The organism is Corynebacterium sp. sy017, assembly GCF_017918135.1.
GTDB lineage: Bacteria > Actinomycetota > Actinomycetes > Mycobacteriales > Mycobacteriaceae > Corynebacterium.
On sequence record NZ_RZUE01000003.1, the window covers coordinates 1 to 16,098 of the forward strand.

At 46.2% G+C, this 16,098-nt stretch carries 13 protein-coding genes; 7 read left to right on the forward strand and 6 right to left on the reverse strand.

Annotated elements, in window-relative coordinates; translation table 11 throughout:
* Window positions 1-1,241 precede the first annotated feature (1,241 nt).
* Genes EML15_RS06475 through EML15_RS06485 form a run of 3 tightly spaced genes read left to right on the forward strand, consistent with a single transcriptional unit; the run spans window position 1,242 to window position 5,426 of the window.
* Window positions 1,242-3,128 carry a beta-glucoside-specific PTS transporter subunit IIABC gene (locus EML15_RS06475; RefSeq protein ID WP_144274188.1) on the forward strand — a complete coding sequence of 629 codons (1,887 nt, stop codon included), beginning with the start codon at window positions 1,242-1,244 and terminating at the stop codon, window positions 3,126-3,128.
* A gap of 2 nt (window positions 3,129-3,130) precedes the next feature.
* Window positions 3,131-4,561 carry a 6-phospho-beta-glucosidase gene (locus tag EML15_RS06480; RefSeq protein ID WP_144274190.1) on the forward strand — a complete coding sequence of 477 codons (1,431 nt, stop codon included), beginning with the start codon at window positions 3,131-3,133 and terminating at the stop codon, window positions 4,559-4,561.
* 16 nt (window positions 4,562-4,577) lie between these two features.
* Complete coding sequence (locus EML15_RS06485) at window positions 4,578-5,426, forward strand: PRD domain-containing protein (RefSeq protein ID WP_144274192.1); 849 nt, start codon at window positions 4,578-4,580, stop codon at window positions 5,424-5,426.
* On the opposite strand, the gene EML15_RS06490 is transcribed toward EML15_RS06485, so the two are convergent.
* The 3 genes from EML15_RS06490 to EML15_RS06500 form a co-directional block, all read right to left on the reverse strand.
* The gene (locus EML15_RS06490) at window positions 5,423-6,067 is read right to left on the reverse strand and encodes a DUF3239 domain-containing protein (RefSeq protein ID WP_144274194.1); all 645 of its coding nucleotides are present in this window, start codon (window positions 6,065-6,067) and stop codon (window positions 5,423-5,425) included. The two genes, EML15_RS06485 and EML15_RS06490, sit on opposite strands and share 4 nt — an antisense overlap.
* 7 nt (window positions 6,068-6,074) lie before the next feature.
* On the reverse strand, window positions 6,075-7,754 hold the full coding sequence (locus tag EML15_RS06495; protein WP_144274195.1) for a DNA repair helicase XPB: 1,680 nt from the start codon (window positions 7,752-7,754) through the stop codon (window positions 6,075-6,077).
* Between the two features lie 62 nt (window positions 7,755-7,816).
* Window positions 7,817-10,249 (reverse strand): helicase-associated domain-containing protein, encoded by a 2,433-nt coding sequence (locus EML15_RS06500; RefSeq protein ID WP_144274197.1) that lies wholly within the window; start codon window positions 10,247-10,249, stop codon window positions 7,817-7,819.
* Between the two features lie 63 nt (window positions 10,250-10,312).
* Here EML15_RS06500 and EML15_RS06505 point away from each other — a divergent pair, with 63 nt between their 5' ends.
* Entirely contained in the window at window positions 10,313-10,501 is a 189-nt protein-coding gene (locus EML15_RS06505) for a hypothetical protein (protein ID WP_144274199.1), read from the forward strand.
* A 106-nt stretch (window positions 10,502-10,607) separates the two neighbouring features.
* Here the strand turns inward: EML15_RS06505 and EML15_RS06510 are convergent, their stop codons facing one another.
* A complete protein-coding gene (locus tag EML15_RS06510) occupies window positions 10,608-11,159 on the reverse strand; it encodes a transglycosylase family protein (RefSeq protein WP_144274200.1) in 552 nt (183 codons plus the stop codon).
* Window positions 11,160-11,783: 624 nt separating this feature from the next.
* Between EML15_RS06510 and EML15_RS06515 the strand changes: the two genes are divergently transcribed.
* A complete protein-coding gene (locus EML15_RS06515; protein WP_144274202.1) occupies window positions 11,784-12,170 on the forward strand; it encodes a cold-shock protein in 387 nt (128 codons plus the stop codon).
* Between the two features lie 72 nt (window positions 12,171-12,242).
* Here the strand turns inward: EML15_RS06515 and EML15_RS06520 are convergent, their stop codons facing one another.
* Both EML15_RS06520 and EML15_RS06525 read right to left on the reverse strand, forming a co-directional pair.
* Window positions 12,243-12,836, reverse strand: coding sequence for a DUF2771 domain-containing protein (locus EML15_RS06520; protein WP_144274204.1), 594 nt, complete (start codon window positions 12,834-12,836; stop codon window positions 12,243-12,245).
* A 16-nt stretch (window positions 12,837-12,852) separates the two neighbouring features.
* Window positions 12,853-13,659, reverse strand: a complete 807-nt coding sequence (locus EML15_RS06525) for a glutaminyl-peptide cyclotransferase (protein WP_246858191.1) — start codon at window positions 13,657-13,659, stop codon at window positions 12,853-12,855.
* A 52-nt stretch (window positions 13,660-13,711) separates the two neighbouring features.
* Between EML15_RS06525 and EML15_RS06530 the strand changes: the two genes are divergently transcribed.
* Window positions 13,712-14,473, forward strand: coding sequence for a DUF3027 domain-containing protein (locus EML15_RS06530; protein ID WP_168195024.1), 762 nt, complete (start codon window positions 13,712-13,714; stop codon window positions 14,471-14,473).
* Window positions 14,474-14,605: 132 nt separating this feature from the next.
* Window positions 14,606-16,081: an NCS2 family permease gene (locus tag EML15_RS06535; RefSeq protein WP_144274208.1), complete on the forward strand. Its 1,476-nt coding sequence runs from the start codon at window positions 14,606-14,608 to the stop codon at window positions 16,079-16,081.
* Window positions 16,082-16,098: the final 17 nt, after the last annotated feature.

Genomic DNA, 16,098 nt, shown 5'->3' on the forward strand with positions numbered 1-16,098 from the left:
ATTCTTAGGGCACAATTGCCTGTGACGTATGATGGTGGTCTTGTAGAGCTTGAGCGTCTTATCGGGGAGCATAGTCCGATAGCGATTTGTTCCTTTGGTTTATCCGGTAAGACACCTGATATTCGAGATAGCAAGCCTCACGGAAAACATAGGAAATAGCACCCACAACTTCCTGGACGTGCTTTTATTCAGGAAGTTGTGGCTCCCCTATTACCTTACCAGCAAATACTCAATAAACACCAAGGAAAACCATGAAAATAATGCACTATGTTACATACTTAATTGCCGCGATAGCGCTAGTCCTCATTCTTCTAACGAACCACAACCCGTGGCTTATTATGCTTGTTCTAATCCCCACCGCTTTTAATGCTGGATACCAAACACACAAGGCAATCACAAACCATGCTTCTCATCACTGACACTAATACAGGACAGCAATACTTCACTGCCAAGCAATGCGCACAACATCTAGGAATATCCCGAACAGCCTGGACATCCTATGTTAGCCGTGGATACGCGCCAAAACCAGCAGAACACTTTGACGCGCGCACCCCACTATGGAAAGTTCAGGATATAGAGAAGATAAGGGACGTGAAAAAGAAGTATTAGTCTTTACTTTTTATTTAGAGTATTTGACCCAAAAACAAAACCAAGAACAGTAGTGCTAATCAACTTAAATGCGTCCAATGCCGCAGGAATCACCTGATTTTGATGCGCCCACGGAAAATGCTTAGCAAGGCAAGAAGAAAATTAACACCACACATAGAAGCGCTAATTCCACGGGTGTGTGCACGCTGTCCGGGTGTGTGTTGTGTGTGTGGGTTTGTTGTGGGACGGGTGCCTGCGGTGGGCTTTTTTGTTGTTATTTTTGTGCTCTCTAGTGTTTGCTTCGTAAAAATTGGGCAGATATCCACAATCCGCCTATAATAAAAACTTTTATGCGAGAAGGGGGAAAAGTACGTAAAAGTGCTTTTAGTATATCTGGTCATCTTGGTATAATGCCGGTATCGACTTATCAGACCTGTTACTCGTTTCGGAGGCAAGAATCTGAGAGCGAAACACCTGTGTATGCAGGTTCTTTTTCCGTTCTTAGTTCATGCATCTGAAACGTTTTTTATTCTGATATCAGAAATAACGTGTTCAACTAGGCATATGGTTAAGAGGCTAAAGGGCTAGACAGCACAGGTGAATGGGGATATTCACCCCGTCGTATAGTTCACGTTATTTCTAAGGATAAAGTTATGGTCGAGAAGATACGCGACTATCAAAAAATCGCGGCTCAGATCGTCGAGTTGGTTGGTGGTGCAGAAAACATCACTAATCTTTCTCGCTGTGCAACTCGCTTGCGTTTAGTGCTGGGTCATACTCCTGCTGATGCCAAAGAGAAAGTCAGTGCGTTGCCTGGCGTGATTACAACAGTGGAAAACGCTGGGCAGTTTCAGGTTGTCATTGGTAATCGTGTGGGCGAAGTATTTGATGCACTCAGTACCTATGTCAATCTTGATACCACGAGTGTGACTGAAACACAGCAATCGTTTTTCAACCGTATTGTTTCAATGGTTTCTGCGGTTTTTGCTCCTTTTATCTATGTGCTTGCCGCGGCTGGGTTGCTTCAAGGAATTTTGATCATCATCAGTGCTTTCGCACCGTCGGTGAAGCAAACGGATACCTTTGCGGTATTTGATTTCATTTCTTGGACGCCGTTTACCTTCCTCCCCATTTTTATTGCTATTACTGCAGCAAAATTCTTCAAGGTAGATCTTTTTGTCGCATTGTTGTGCGTCGCGGCTTTGGTTAGCCCGACTTGGGCAGAACTTGCTGCTCGGATGAGTGCAGGGGAAAAACTTACTTTCTTTGGTATGGCGCTTAACTCTACGACGTACACCTCAACGGTATTACCTGCTTTGATTTTGGTGTGGCTGTTGTCATACGTAGAGCGGGTGTGCAAGAAGTTGCTTCCTGCTGTGGTGACTCAGCTTTTTACTCCGCTGATTTGTGTTGTCATCATGGTGCCGCTGACCATTATGGTCTTGGGGCCACTTTCTGCGGGAGGAGCTAATGCCATTGCTAATGGTTATAACTGGTTGGTAGAGATTGCGCCACCAGTTGCAGCTGCTATCGTTGGTGGCTTATGGCAAGTCATTGTGATTTTTGGTGTTCATTGGGGAATCACACCAGTGATTTTGTCTAATTTTGATCAATATGGTTCTGATTCTTTCCAAGTATTCCAAACTGCTGCCGTCGTCGGGCAAATTGGTGCTGTTTTTGGGGTGCTATTGAAATCCAAAAATAAAGAAAGGAAACGTGTTGCTGGTTCTGCGGTGTTGACGGGTATCTTTGGTATTACTGAGCCGGCGATTTATGGAGTTACCTTATCGCTAAAGAAACCTTTTATTTGTGGGTGTGTTTCTGGCTCATTGGGGGCAATGGTTATTGCGTTCTTCGGTTCGCGGCAATACGTTTATGCTGGTCTACCTGGTCCTTTGACCGCAATCAATGCTTATCATCCGGGGACTAATTCTCTCGTCGGAGCGCTTATTGGATATGCTGTGGCTTTTATCGGTGCAGTGATTTTAACCTACACCTTAGGTTTCCGGGAACACACGCCGGAGAAAACTACTGCAATGGCGCATAGTACGCCTGCCGGAGAAGAAGTTATGGCACCGGTGAGTGGAAAAATTATTGCGTTAGAACAGGTCCCTGACCCGGTATTTTCTGGGGGCGCGATGGGTACAGGGTGTGCCATTGCACCCAATGACACAAAGATATTAGCGCCTTTCGACGGAAAGGTTGTCACTGTGCTACCGTCCCAACACGCTATTGGCCTTATCAGTGATGAAGGGGTTGAACTGTTGATTCATGTTGGGCTTGATACGGTTACGCTCGAGGGTGTGCCTTTTAAGACGCATATTGCAAAAGGAGATCGTGTCCGTGTGGGGCAGCTCTTGCTTGAGTTTGACAAAGAATATATCGAGCAAGCTGGGCTATCGACGCTTACCCCAGTAATCCTGACAAACACAAAAGCGTTTGGTGAGGTAATCTGTGTGGCAGATCCAGAGTCGGAAATTCATGTTGGCCAGCCTTTATTGTTGCCAGTAAAAGAAAAAATAGTTCATCAGAAAGGATAATCATGTCTACTTTCCCACAAGGATTTTTATGGGGCGGAGCAGTTGCAGCTCACCAGTTAGAAGGTGGTTGGCAAGCCGGCGGAAAAGGACCAAGTATCGTCGATGTGCTTACTGCCGGTGCTCATGGAGTGCCGCGTCGGATAACTGAGCAGGTTGAGCCGGAGGAGTTTTATCCTAACCATGATGCGATTGATTTTTATCATCGTTTTCGCGAGGATGTGGCATTATTTGCTCAGTTGGGGCTCAAGTGTTTCCGCACGTCGATTGCTTGGAGTCGCATTTTTCCTCGAGGTGATGAAAGCGAACCCAATGAAGCAGGATTAGCTTTCTATGATGAGCTTTTCGACGAATTACTCGCTCATGGCATCGAACCAGTTATCACACTCAGCCACTTTGAGATGCCGCTGCATTTGGCACGCTCTTATGGCGGATTCCGGTCCCGTGAGGTCATAGGTTTTTTTGAGCGGTTTGCTCGCGTATGTTTTGAGCGCTACAAGGGAAAAGTGACTAAATGGATGACGTTCAACGAGATAAATAATCAGATGAATGTCGATAATCCACTTTTTCTGTGGGTAAACTCTGGTGTAGAGCTTACTGAGAATGAAAACCCATATCAGGTGCTCTATCAGGTTGCGCATCATGAATTATTAGCGAGTGCATTAGCTGTTAAGGCTGGTCACGAGATTGATCCTGATAATCAGATTGGATGCATGATTGCTTTTACTCCTGCACTGCCTTATAGCTGTAATCCTCATGATGTTATGGCTGCAGAGATCGCTAATCGTGATCGTTTCTTCTTTGCCGACGTTCATGTCCGCGGTCATTATCCAGGCTATGTAAAGAAGCTATGGGAGCGTGAAGGAATTACCCCTACAATGGCTCCTGGTGACGAGGAGATCCTTGCGCAGGGAACTGTGGATTATATTGGTTTGTCATACTATATGTCGTTTACTGTGCAAGATGGTGCCAGCCAAGATATTTCCGAGATCGTAGCAGGTACGCGCAATTCTGTTCCTAATCCTTATCTCTCCGCATCAGATTGGGGTTGGACTATTGACCCTGTGTCTTTACGCTATTCTCTCAATCAGCTCTATAACCGTTATGAGTTGCCGCTTTTTATTGTGGAAAATGGTTTTGGCATGGTTGATGAATTCGATGAGCAGGGCAATATCAAACTTGATCAACCTCGGATAGATTACCTATCAGCTCATATTGAGCAAATGGGCAAGGCTATTGCTGAGGACGGCGTCGAAGTGATGGGATATACCCCTTGGGGCATTATCGACCTGGTATCTTTTACCACCGGTGAGATGAAGAAGCGCTATGGCATGATCTATGTGGATAGAGATAATGAAGGACAAGGCACGCTCGATCGCACCCCTAAGCCTTCTTTCGCGTGGTATCAGCAGCTTATTGCGACCAATGGTAATTAGGTGCTAGATAATACGTATGGATGTCATTCGAGTGCTGAATAATAATGCGGTGCTATGCCAAGGAAAAACAGGACAAGCCATTTTGCTTGGTCGTGGTTTAGGCTTTGGGAAGCGCTTGGGTGATGTCATCGATACAGACGAAGCAGAACAAGTTTTTGTGCCCAATGATCTGCAACCTATGCCTACGTTGGTGCAGATGGTTGCAGATATACCACTAGACATGATCGAGTTGGGGGCACGTGTTGCTCGACTTGCTGGTTCCCAACCAAGCCAATCTTTTATTCTTGGTCTTGGCGATCACATTAGCTTTGCCGTCGAACGCGTAAAACAATCAATGAGCATTGATTTTCCGCTGCGTTGGGAAGTCCAACAACTCTATCCGCATGAGGTGAGGCTTGGACATAAAGCAATTGAGCTGATTCATGATGCCACCGGTGTGCGACTACCTGAGGAAGAAGCATTCATCATTGCGATGCGTTTTGTCGATGCCAGCATTGTTGGTGGTGATGTGCATATTACTGAGCGTATTACTGCAAAGTTGTCGATGATTTTGGGTATCGTTGCCAAGCACGTGGGTGAGTTGGATCCGCATTCTACTGCTGTCGCTCGATTCATCACCCATTTGCGTTATCTTTTTGCACGTCTTGCCCGTGGGGAACAAGCCAGCACACCTTTTCGTGGATTTGCGGAGTCCATCGCTCATGCGTTGCCACGTGCCTATGCTATTGCTGAGGAGATTGCTTGTGCAGTGGCAGAACAAGGCGATGATTTTGGTGCAGATGAAATTGCTTATGTTGCCATGCATATTGGTCGATTAGAACACAGCACTCGCCAGAAGAGCGATATCTCAAGCTCACGCTTTTAGTCAATGCTAAGCAGATCAAACTTTGTTTCGCGTACTTGTGCTAGTTTCGGCAGATTTTTTTCTAATTTAGCCCACAGTTGTTGTGGTATCTCTTTTTTCGCACGCTGTATGACCTCTGCGTCTTTCGTCGCCCAGGCAATAGGCATGGGGGTGATGTGATCCCAGCTGTGTTCTGTTTTGAGAGAACGTCGTCCAGTTACTGCAACAGAGGGTACTTGTTCGCCAACTTTAAGATTATGCCCTGGCAAAGCGGTGACAGTACGTGCAGCTAACGCCCAACGAGGAGAAATATCTGGGTCTACATTGGTATTTACCAAGGCCAAAAGCACCATGTCGCGCGGATTTACTTGGGCAATGATTGCCGGAGCAAGCTCATACTTTTGGTAGAGCTGTTGTGGAGTACCTACTTTTCTAGGAATGATAAAGATAAAAGCAAGAGTAAACACTGCCATAGCACCAAAAGCGCCGAGCACAAATAGCCCCATTATGTCTTTATTCAGATAAAAATACAGAGCAATTCCAATTCCTAGCTGGATAAGCGCGAAGATAAAAGCAGATATTTGCAATCGACGAGTATCTTTGAGAATTTCATTGTTTTTCTTAGCGTGAGCTGTGTCAATATCAAAGTGAAAGGTAGACATGGGTTCCTCATTGAATAGGGGGCAAAATCGTAGTTAGGTCGGTAGCATCAACGATGCGGTACGCATAGCCTTGTTCAGCTAAAAAGCGTTGCCTGTGGATAGCGAAGTCTGCATCGACACTATCGCGACTGACAAGAGAATAAAAATATGCTTCCCGACGATCCGCCTTAGGCCGCAATAGTCTACCAAGGCGTTGTGCTTCTTCTTGGCGTGAACCAAAAGTACCAGAGACTTGAATAGCGACTGCGGCTTCAGGAAGATCGATAGAAAAGTTAGCAACTTTAGAAACAACCAATGTGGTAATTTCGCCTTTGCGAAAAGCGTCGAATAGCTGTTCTCGTTTTTTATTTGGTGTCCTGCCATCAAGCAAAGGTACGTCAAGAGCTGTCGCTATTTCTTCTAGCTGTTCCACAAAGCCACCAATGATGAGTGTTGGTTGCTCATGGTGATGAGCCACAATAGTGCGCAATGCAGCTAGTTTTGTATGCGCGCAGGCAGCAACCCGATACCGATCCTTAGCACTGGCAGTGGCATAGACCATGCGCTCGTCTTTATCCATAGTTGAGCGCACCTCAAAGCATTGCGCGGTGGCAATATAGCCTTGTTGCTCAAGATCTTTCCACGGCGCATCATAGCGTTTGGGGCCAATAAGTGAGAACACATCGCCTTCTCTGCCGTCTTCTCTGACTAAAGTAGCAGTAAGTCCGAGGCGGCGTCGGGATTGCAAATCTGAGGTGAGTCGAAAAATAGGGGCGGGGAGTAGATGAACCTCATCATAGATAATTAATCCCCAGTCTCTTGAATCAAATAACTCTAAATTACGGTATTCACCTTTGGTTTTTCGGGTAACTACTTGGTAGGTTGCAATGGTGATGGGACGAATTTCTTTTTTCTCACCAGAAAACTCACCAATTTCTTCTGGGGTGAGCGTGGTACGTTTGAGCAACTCATCACGCCATTGGCGCCCGGCAACGGTGTTCGTAACCAGAATTAACGTGGTAGCCTGCGCTTTTGCCATCACACTGGCCCCAACCAAAGTTTTACCAGCACCACATGGCAAGACCACGACTCCTGAGCCACCTTCCCAAAAGGAATCGGCAGCCATACGCTGATAATCGCGCAACTGCCACGGTTCAGCGTCAGTGCTCAAGGCAAGAGGGTGAGATTCGCCATCGATATATCCTGCTAAGTCTTCAGCAGGCAACCCAATTTTGAGTAACTCCTGTTTGAGCCGACCGCGTTCCGAAGGATGAACAACTAGGGTTAGCTCATCAATAGTGGCTCCTAACATGGGGGCGATATTTTTATCTCTTTGCAATTGCACCACAATGTCGGCAGTATCAGACTCTAAAATCAGCCCATGCGCAGGATGACGCAATAGTCGCACTTTGCCGTAGCGCGCCATGGTTTCAGCCACATCAATGAGTAAAGATTGTGGCACTGGGAAACGAGAATAGCGTTCCAACAGATCCACTACTTGTTCAGCATCATGACCGGCTGCACGGGCATTCCACAGTGCCAGGGGAGTAATACGGTAAGTATGGATATGTTCTGGTGCACGTTCGAGTTCCGCAAAAGGAGCTAACGCAAGGCGTGCTTGCTCGGCTTGTGGGTGGTTGATTTCGAGCAGAATAGTTTTATCCGATTGGACGATTAAGGGTCCAGCATCAAATGCACCAGATGGCACGAAGAATCCTCTCAGCAGATATAAAAGATATATAAAAACCTTGTTGCTAACATTTTCTTACACTACAGAATCTCGGCGACTTCAGTCACCGTCGGGAGCAAAAAATTCAGGGGCGCACCAGTATGCTTATCGACGGCTGATACCTGCTGACCAGTAATAGCAATGGGGGTAATTTCCTTGTGCTGCGCTGTTCCCGTTCGATCTACAAAATGTACGAGGACACTGGTGCGTTGTTTGATAGCTGCTTTGATCATATCTGTGGCAGGCAATCCCACGGCGGTGTCCTTTCCTTGCTTTTGCGCATGACGCAATGTGTCTAATGCGCAATGGAGTAGCTCGTCAATCTCAGGTTCTGCTTTTTTCTTTTTCTCTTGATAACTTACTCGCGCCGCAGGTGGACGAATATCAATAGTTAGTCCTTGTTCATTTTCTACACTGGGGTGAAACCCCATTTCTTTGATCTGCTCCAATAATAATCGGAGTGGTTGTGTAGAGATAGCCACAGTGGGGGCAAGTTGTCTTAATGTATTTCCTTGACCATTGACACTATTACACACCTGCGCAAGTAGTGCGTCGTCGGAGCAACGGATATAGGATAGTGCCGTTCCCATACGTATGTTTCCGTATTTTCTTCCGACATCATGAATAAGGTATGCCACTGCATCGGGAATGGGCATGGGAGTATGGTTGTCCAAGAAGTGTAGGATGTCATCTGCGTTACGACCAGCGGAAAAAGCTCGGGAAAGCGAGGTTTCGCTTATACGAAACACACTCGCTAAACCACTAGATTCCCGGTCAGCAAGTAAAGATATTTCTGAATAGAGCTTATGCGTGAGTGGTCCAGGTGCCAATATGGTCAAATCGGATTGAAAAATCACATAGTCGATCGGTTGAGGAGTAAGTGCTTTGGCTGTGGCATAGAGTTGTGTTTCTTGTTCCTGACTAGCGTGGTAGGTGAGTGCGCCAAGCATAGAAGTTGTTGCGTAGAGCTGCGGCAAAGGCGTATCAGCCGCACCAGACTCGTCCACTGATGCAGAAACAGGATTGAGGATGCCAAGAAAAGCTGCTTCAGCTAAGAGTTGCTGATACGTATGCTCAGCAAGTTGCGCTGCCTGAATAGGGGAGCAAAACCCGACATGAGCGCGTAAAGTTGTTATACTCACAGCACTGCCAGTGGATTCTTGAGGTGAAGAAGTATCGGCAGAAGTATCTGTGGTGGAGAGCGCATGAAATTGCTTCAGTAAAAGGGTACGAATTTCTGGGAATTGCTCATGGAAAGTGTCTGGGTGCAATAACCGCATAGGTTTGTCTTTATGGTCTGTTTCACCCACTAACCAAGGCAACATGGTGGCATAGGTCCACCAATGCCATACGATCCACGCCCATTGCTGACCAAGCTCAAGGTCAAGCCATTCATCATAGAGCTCAGTAGGGGCGCAATAATTATCCATCGGGGCGCCTTCGGGTAGTTCTTTGAGCACACCAGTACTGATAAGCCCGCTGGCTATACCAAAAGAGATAAGTCTGGCAAGTACAAGTGGCTGACAATCCAATTGTTTGCACAAAACATGGACATGGCGCACTCCGATACAACCGTCTTTGAGTAAAGCTATGGGATTTTGCGCGAGAGTATCGAGCAGGTCACGCAAAAGACGGATCATCTCTAGACCAGTACCAGCACCATGATGAGACTGTTGCTCAAGGTTAATCGGGATGTGGGTATTGGCCGGTGGAAATAGTGGCAGTGGCGCGCTGCTATACCCGCGCAGGGTATCGCGAATGACACGAGGTAATCGCACTGTGGCTTCGTCGACAGCTATGAGAATACCTGCGCTAATCATTTGAGGAATGGGACGACTGGGATCTGCGTCTGCACGTGCGTCTTTAGTAATACCAACGCCGCCAGATTTATGGAGCGTTTCGACGATTTTCTTTTGCTCAGGTGTGAGTTGTGCGAGGAGCTGATGAGCCTGGGATTCAGTTAAGCCAGGGGAATCGGAGATGATTTTTGCCCACGTCGGTAGCGATTGTGCCACATGAGGTGCCAAAAATAAATGCTCATCGTGGCTAAAGACTAAGGCCAGATCGTATAGATGATCAAGCGCATCATGTATTGCTTTTGTCATATGCTCATGCTCTAGAGGCGGGTGCATATTCTGCGCTTCGGGCGTGGTTTCCACCAGATGAATGAGCTGGGGGCAATCTATTGAGGCGATTTTACCCCCTATGCCTGCAGTGTGTTCATAATCATTGAGAAGTTCGATAATCGCTAGTTCAACAGCGTTAAGCTGCCGCAGTGCTTTGGTGATGGATGTTTTTAGCTCTAATCGTACTGCCAGCGAACTTATACTTGGTGGCAGTGGATATAACGTATCTTTCCGATTAAAAAGTATCCTCGCTAAGTGGTCATCGCTTCGAGATTCTAGCCATCCTTGGAATAGTTTTCGGGTGTTTTCGACAGAAAAGGATGATGAATGTTGCAGGTTTTGAGGCATAATAAAGATAATTGTAGTTTTTCTATATGACTTTTGTGGTCAAGATTTGGGAGAATGAGAACTATGTCAGGTATTGAGAAAAAAGGTTATGTCGATCCAGGTTGGCCAAAGAACATTCCTGGTGACGGACATGTAGTAACAGAAATCATCGCTAAGCTGCCAGGTGCAGATAGCCCTTATGGTGATGTTGAATTGCCGCTTCCTGCGGAAGAACTTGGTTATGTTCATCCTTATACTCGCATTAACAAATAACCATAAATAAAAATAATGTGGCGCAAGAACGCTTGCGCCACATTATTTTTATCAGCCTAAGTTAAGGTATTTGCGGACAGGCTATACCTTGGGCAACCTTGGGAGATTAGAAACGAATCAGGTTGTTGAAACTATCCTGATAGTTCTGAACAAGTGAGTTAATCTCGTTAGGGATAAGGATGTTGTATTGCTCTAGCTGGGATTTTACTCCATTAACAACTGAGTTGAGGTCAACAGAGCCAACAGGAGCTGCTGGTGCAGGTGCTGCTGGTGCTACACCGCCCTCACGTGGGGTAGGAGCAGAGTTGAGGCCAAGTTGTGCAGAGCATGATGGCCATGCGCCCCAACCTTGGCTGGCGAGTACGCGTTCTGCGATAATGATTTGCTCAGCGCGCCCAGTTTGGTGTGCGAAGGCAGCGAATTGCTGACCACCGTGAGCATTCCATGTTGCAGAGCTGAACTGCAAACCACCGTAGTAGCCATTACCAGTGTTGCTTGCCCAGTTTCCACCGGATTCACATTGAGCTAGGCGATCCCAATCAGAGTCAGGAGCAGCAGAAGCGGTAGGTGCTAGTACAGCAGTAGCGCTTCCTAATGCAACGGTAGAAGCTGCCAACTTAGTAAAAGAAGAAGCAGTTTTACGTGCGTGACGTGCCATAATTATGAAAGTTTCCTCTCGGGTTGTGTCGCTAGTATTTTTGCACTGTTGATGCTGTGAGCATCATTCCCAAATGGGCAATGCAAAACCTCTGTTTGCTTAGTGAGTCAGTACACTGGCTCATGGTATTTGCAGCTAACTGGATGTCAGCGCGAAAGACGAGCCATCAACGGTTAAGTCCTTCAAGCGCACTCTTACATAACGAGAATTAGTGATACTCAAACAGAGGATATGCGAAAGCATCAGCAATACATTCTCGTGGTGCTTAGGTACCGACTTTATACTTTTGTAACGAATATGTCACGTCGCATAGCGGAATTTTCCTTCTTTTCTTAAAGGTTTATGCGGAAAAATGGCAGCTTAATGCGCATTTATTGGCAATAAAAACATTTTTGTAATTTGTGACTAAAGTGTCAATAGTTAATTCAACTAAAATTAACCTTGTCGTTTTTTAACCTAATGCGTGTCGACTTTTGGCAAGAATGACGGGGATAGGCGTAAACTGTACTGCCTTAGTAACTTCATGATGAAAATGCCAATCGCACGAAAGCATGGCTGCTCCGTGTGAGTGCACTGAAGATGATGAGAGTAAAAATATCAAAATAGATAGAGGTGAAATAAAAAATGCCTGTCGGTAAAGTGAAATGGTATGACGCAGAGCGCGGGTTTGGCTTTGTGAGCAATCCAGGCGAAGAAGACTGTTTCGTGAGCAAACAAGTTTTGCCACAGGGCGTAGAAGAATTACACGCTGGTCAGCGCATTGAATTTGATTTTGCTGCTGGCCGTAAAGGACCGCAAGCCTTGAGAGTGAAACTGCTTGATCCTATTAAACCGCCAAAAGCTCAGCATAGATATTCCACCGAAGAATTACATGGCATGATTGCAGACTTAGCGACGTTACTTGAAACACGTGTGCAGCCAGCTTTGTTGAATGGGCGCTATCCAGAACGCAAAGAAGCACGACAAATTGCTAGCATTTTACGTGCAGTTGCAAAGGAACTTGATGCTTAGCTGCAAAAATAATCAAACAAACTGAACCTAGAAGACAGCAGTGTGCATTCGCCATAACATGAATGCACACTGCTACTTGTTTGTTTGCGCCGGTGCTGGAGTGGTTTCAGCAGTAAGTTTCTGGGCATTTTCTGTATTGATGGACCACGTTACCGTATAAGCGGTTTCTTCGCCCTGAGCATTTTTTGCAACAAAAACCGAGGACACCTCCGCGACGAGTAAATGAGAGCTAGCAGAAGTGTTGCCTGCTTTGGTTTTTCCTTCTTGCGCTTTAACTGATCCAGCTATGTCCACGCTACTTTGTTCATTAGCGCCATAATAGAATTGGTCGTTGGCCGTGGGATCATCATAAATTGTTAGAAGTGACCAGTCATGATCAGAAATACTTTCGGGTACTTCAATACTAAGCGTGTCATTTTCTTGAACGTCGAGTGTGGTCACTGTTTTTTCTTCGCACTCGGCATCTAATTCACAGATGGAGTAAGGCGTAACGTCGACAGTACGATTACCTACTTTTGCAGTAATCGTTATTTCTTTTGGATCTGGTCCAGGACGTGATTTCCACCAGTTTTGGAATACAATCGAGGCGCCCACGAGTACCACGACGGCGCAAATCAGGAGAGCGAATTGCTTGAAATTTTTGCGTTTTGTCTTACGGCTGACCATATGTTCATCCTAGTTGCTAGTTGTCGTTGGCGGTAAAACGAACTTCATAGAGAGTTTTCCACCGCTTTCCTGTGATATAGAAGTGATCAGTTCCAGGAATATGCGCAATCCCATTGAGAACGTGATTAGGGTCTGGCTCAGCGGTATTAGGCACAGTAGAAGCGTCGATTTCTGCTGTTACTGTCCCAGTACGAGCATCAATGCGCACAATGTCAGTGCTCGTGAAAATGTTTGCATAAATATCGCCTCCTTCTTTATCTCCTGTGGCGGTCGGAACGCACTCTAGCTCATTGAGCTGCGACACCGGCTCATTGTTTTTGCGCACAGTGATCCTATCTATTTCAGCAAAAGTGTGCGGATCAAGCACTCGTAAAATAGCGCTACCGTCAGAAAGAATCAGTCGATCGGAAAAAGCACATAACCCCCAGCCTTGACCAGGTAATTCCACTCGAGAAATTTCAGCTAAGGTACTGGCGTCGCGTTGAATGGCAACATTATTTTTCCAAGTCAGCTGCCATATGGTGTTCTCAAAACGAGTAACCCCCTCACCAAATAGTTCTGGTTCAAGAGCATGACTATCACGCTGGTTTCCAGATAAATCGCTGCGATAGATTCTGCTTTCCCCATACCAACCTGTGCCCACTAATAACTCATCATCCATTACTTCCAGACCTTGAGTAAAAGAAGTCTCATCAAAAGGAAAAGTGTTGATAATTTCAACTCCAAGCTTGTCGACGCTTTCTCGTGCGCTGTGGGCAGCACAAGAGTTGAGCAGGAGCGTCGGTAAGCATAGGAAACCGACAAGTATTTTTCTATTGCGCATACTTATTATCATGCCATTAGAACTTCTGAGGTTAATGAGCAATAATGAATGAGTGTCAAGTAGACGAAAACAAAAGATAAGAAATACGGGGGTTCTTGTCGGCGCACGTGCAGTAAAGGTTGCTCGCAATGCTTTGGCGGAATTAGGTGAAGGAGAAGTAGGCGAGCACATTGGCATTGGGCATATTGGTCCGCATGAGGCAACACATCGGTTTCGTGCCCATGTCAGCGGTTACCGTGGGTGGGAATGGAATGCGGTTATTGCTTGTGCAGAAGGTAGCAACTATATTACGGTCAGTGAAGTTGCGCTAGTTCCAGGTAGAAGTGCCCTACAAGCACCTCGATGGATTCCTTATGAACAGCGAGTACGCCCAGGAGATTTAGGACCAACAGACGTACTACCACCGCGCCCTGACGACGAACGGTTAACTGAAGAGGAATCGCAGAGTGTCTTAGACAGAGGAACACGCAAAAAACTTACGCCCGCTGGTTTGTCAGCAGCTAAAACTCGGTGGGTCAAAGGGAAATATGGTCCTGATTCCGATTTTGCTGAACACGCTAGTTTATATTGCAAGACCTGCGCTTTTTTCATTCCTATGCCTGAACCCATAGGTGCGCATTATGGCGTATGTACTAATGAGTTTTCTGCCGACGGGCACGTTATCCATCATTCCTATGGCTGTGGCGCACATTCTGATACCCCACCTGAACAACCGCTGGGACATAATGGGGCAGAAGCATTTGATGACGAACAACCATTAGATATTAACTTTGCGGATAGCACGGAAGTAGACGAAGAACAATCCATTTTTTAAGACTGGTTTCTACTTTTGTCGGCAGGTTCTTTAGAATAAGACACACAATTTATTTTGTTTCTCAGTGTCTTTATCGTTCTATTGTCCTATTCGTTTTGTTTTTCATATTTGTTCGTATTCTAGGGAGCACTTATGTCTACACCAGTTAATTCTCGCACTGCACCTGCAGCGCAGCACAAAAATACTAGCGCACTGGATCGCTATTTCCGCATTAGCGAACGCGGTTCCACAATAGGAACAGAAATACGCTCCGGCATCGTCACATTCTTCGCAATGGCCTACATCATTATCCTCAATCCACTGATTTTAGGCACCAGCGCAGATATCAACGGCAAAACCTTAGGTGTTCCCCAAGTAGCAGTTGCCACTGCTCTTGCCGCAGGCATCATGACCATAGCTTTTGGGCTTATCGCACGCTATCCCTTTGGTATCGCCGCAGGACTGGGCATCAATACTTTAGTAGCGGTCACCATGGTGTCTACTGAAGGATTGACATGGCAAGAAGCAATGGGGCTTGTGGTACTAGATGGTATCGTCATTGTCATCATGGCTGCATCAGGATTTCGTACTGCAGTCTTTCGAGCTATCCCACAACCGATGATTGCGGCAATGAGCGTGGGTATTGGGCTATTTATCGCATTCATCGGTCTTGTTGACTCCGGTTTTGTTCGTCGCGTACCTGATGCTGCACATACCACAGTCCCGGTTGGACTAGGCGTCAATGGTTCTATTGCCTCCGTACCAACACTGGTGTTTGTTATCGGCTTGTTGCTATGCGGCATTATGGTAGTGCGTAAAGTACGTGGTGGATTGTTTATTGGTATCGTTGCTACCACAGTTATTGCCATGATCCTTGAAGCACTTACCGGTGTGGGCTCCTCTGCAGATAACCCTACAGGTGGCTGGAACTTAGCAGTGCCCAAAATACCCGAGAGTTTAGGATCATTACCTGATCTCAGTATCGTTGGTGATGTCTCTCTCTTTGGTTCTTTTGCCAGAATAGGTGCACTATCTGCGACGTTGCTCCTTTTTACTTTGGTTCTTGCGAATTTCTTTGACGCAATGGGAACCATGACAGCCCTAGGGAAGCAGGCTCAATTAACTACCGACGACGGCACTCTACCCGATCTTAAGAAAGCTCTTATCGTCGAAGGCTGCGGTGCAATAGTCGGCGGTAGTGCTTCTGCTTCTTCTAACACAGTATTTGTTGATTCTTCTGCGGGTATCGCTGATGGTGCTCGCACTGGACTAGCAAATGTGGTTACCGGAATTTTATTCCTTTTAGCAATGTTCCTAACCCCGCTGTACCAGGTTGTTCCTATTGAAGCAGCTGCTCCAGTGCTCGTTATCGTGGGAGCACTGATGATTTCTCAAGTACGCGAAATTGATTTCACACAATTCCACATTGCACTGCCTGCCTTTTTGACGATCGTCGTGATGCCTTTTACTTATTCCATCGCCAATGGAGTGGGTGTTGGTTTTATTACTTTCAGCATTATGGCAGTAGCTGCTGGAAAAGCAAAAGAAGTGCATTGGATTATGTGGTTAATTTCTGCACTGTTTGTGGTATTTTTTGCCGTTGATCCGATTATGAACCTTGTGAACTAAAGGAAACTGATACCTGT

Bases quoted from the DNA above. Each gene is read 5' to 3' on its own strand.
- EML15_RS06475 (WP_144274188.1), top strand. From the start codon at position 1,242: ATGGTCGAGAAGATACGCGACTATCAAAAAATCGCGGCTCAGATCGTC.
- EML15_RS06480 (WP_144274190.1), top strand. From the start codon at position 3,131: ATGTCTACTTTCCCACAAGGATTTTTATGGGGCGGAGCAGTTGCAGCT.
- EML15_RS06485 (WP_144274192.1), top strand. From the start codon at position 4,578: ATGGATGTCATTCGAGTGCTGAATAATAATGCGGTGCTATGCCAAGGA.
- EML15_RS06490 (WP_144274194.1), bottom strand. From the start codon at position 6,067: ATGTCTACCTTTCACTTTGATATTGACACAGCTCACGCTAAGAAAAAC.
- EML15_RS06500 (WP_144274197.1), bottom strand. From the start codon at position 10,249: ATGCCTCAAAACCTGCAACATTCATCATCCTTTTCTGTCGAAAACACC.
- EML15_RS06505 (WP_144274199.1), top strand. From the start codon at position 10,313: ATGTCAGGTATTGAGAAAAAAGGTTATGTCGATCCAGGTTGGCCAAAG.
- EML15_RS06510 (WP_144274200.1), bottom strand. From the start codon at position 11,159: ATGGCACGTCACGCACGTAAAACTGCTTCTTCTTTTACTAAGTTGGCA.
- EML15_RS06515 (WP_144274202.1), top strand. From the start codon at position 11,784: ATGCCTGTCGGTAAAGTGAAATGGTATGACGCAGAGCGCGGGTTTGGC.
- EML15_RS06520 (WP_144274204.1), bottom strand. From the start codon at position 12,836: ATGGTCAGCCGTAAGACAAAACGCAAAAATTTCAAGCAATTCGCTCTC.
- EML15_RS06525 (WP_246858191.1), bottom strand. From the start codon at position 13,659: ATGCGCAATAGAAAAATACTTGTCGGTTTCCTATGCTTACCGACGCTC.
- EML15_RS06535 (WP_144274208.1), top strand. From the start codon at position 14,606: ATGTCTACACCAGTTAATTCTCGCACTGCACCTGCAGCGCAGCACAAA.